General features: G+C 45.9%; 2 protein-coding genes and 1 pseudogene. All 3 read left to right on the top strand.

Going from position 1 to position 1,454, the window contains the following annotated elements; translation table 11 throughout:
* On the top strand, positions 1 to 555 hold a 555-nt coding region (locus tag B7Y67_RS17930; protein WP_293599795.1), incomplete at its 5' end, for a UDP-3-O-(3-hydroxymyristoyl)glucosamine N-acyltransferase.
* Positions 556 to 650: 95 nt separating this feature from the next.
* Positions 651 to 1,100 (top strand): 3-hydroxyacyl-ACP dehydratase FabZ, encoded by a 450-nt coding sequence (gene fabZ, locus B7Y67_RS17925; RefSeq protein WP_293599794.1) that lies wholly within the window; start codon positions 651 to 653, stop codon positions 1,098 to 1,100.
* Positions 1,100 to 1,454 (top strand): annotated as a pseudogene (locus B7Y67_RS17920) (acyl-[acyl-carrier-protein]--UDP-N-acetylglucosamine O-acyltransferase); the annotation flags it as partial. The gene fabZ and the pseudogene B7Y67_RS17920, both read left to right, overlap by 1 nt.

Here is a 1,454-nt window from a genome sequence, read left to right as displayed (position 1 = left end):
GATTGCAAAATTGGTGAGCGTTGCATTATTCACAGTGGCGCTGTTATCGGCGCAGATGGCTTTGGCTTTGCCCCAGATTTCTCGGCTACCGGTGGTGAGTGGGTCAAGATCCCGCAAACCGGTGGCGTGACAATCGGCAATGATGTTGAAATTGGCGCATCAACTACCATCGATCGCGGCGCTATGAGTGATACCGTGATTGGTGCTGGCACGAAGATTGATAATCAAGTGCAAATTGCGCATAACGTGATTATTGGTGATTGCTGTGTTATTGCTGGATGTGCGGCTATCTCAGGTAGCACAAAGATCGGCAACTTTTGTATTATTGGAGGGGCAGCGAATTTTGCAGGCCATCTCACGATTGCAGATAGAACAACCGTATCAGGCAACACCTCCATTATTCGTTCAATTACTGAGCCTGGGCAGCACTTTACTGGAGTCTATCCCTCTATGCTCCATGGTGCTTGGGAGAAAAATGCCGCCATATTGCGTGGTCTAGATAAAATACGCCAGCGCTTGCGCTTATTAGATAAATCCAAGAATTCCGAATCATAGACTAGGAAGCTTGACTGGAAGAGAGTCCAAAACCAAGCTCTATAGTATGTAATGACATTGAACTATTCTAGAAACTCAAATCAGCAGGTAAATTTATGAGCAAACCCATCGCCATCGACATTAATCAAATTTTGAAGTTATTGCCGCATCGCTATCCATTTTTATTGGTTGATCGAGTATTGGAAATTGAGCCTCGTCAGAGTATTACCGCACTGAAAAATGTCACCATGAACGAGCCGTTTTTTCAGGGACATTTTCCAGAGTTTCCAGTAATGCCTGGCGTCTTGATTATCGAAGCATTGGCACAAACAGCTGCACTGCTTACCTTTTCAGAGGTGAGGGAAGAGAATGCAATTTACTATTTTGCTGGTATTGATGGTGCTCGATTTAAGAAGCCAGTTTTGCCTGGCGATCAGTTAATCATGACTGCAAAATTAGAGCGTGAGCGTGCTGGTATCTATAAGTTTCAAGTTCAAGCTACTGTAGATGGCGAGCTGGCGGCTGAGGCGAATATTACCTGTGCAGTTCGTACGAAAGGCGCGTAATGACTCGAATTCATGCTTCTGCCATTGTGGATAGCAAGGCTGAACTTGCTAGCGATGTTGAGGTTGGGCCTTACTCTGTTATTGGCCCGAATGTCAAAATTGGTGCTGGGAGTAAAGTTGGCTCACACACGGTCATTGAGGGTTACACCACCATTGGCTCTGAAAACCACTTTGCCCACTTCGCGGCAATCGGTGGCGCACCACAGGATATGAAATACCGTGGCGAACCAACCCAGCTGATTATTGGTGATCGCAATACGATTCGTGAGTTCACTACCATTCATACGGGTACGTCTCAAGATGTGGGCATTACCCGCATTGGTAATGACAACTGGATCATGGCTTATGTACATA

It is taken from the genome of Polynucleobacter sp. 35-46-11, from assembly GCF_002281105.1.
The sequence above is the reverse complement of the archived record's forward strand: the minus strand, read 5'-3'. Positions and strand labels throughout refer to the sequence as shown.

Bases quoted from the DNA above. Each gene is read 5' to 3' on its own strand.
- fabZ (WP_293599794.1), top strand. From the start codon at position 651: ATGAGCAAACCCATCGCCATCGACATTAATCAAATTTTGAAGTTATTG.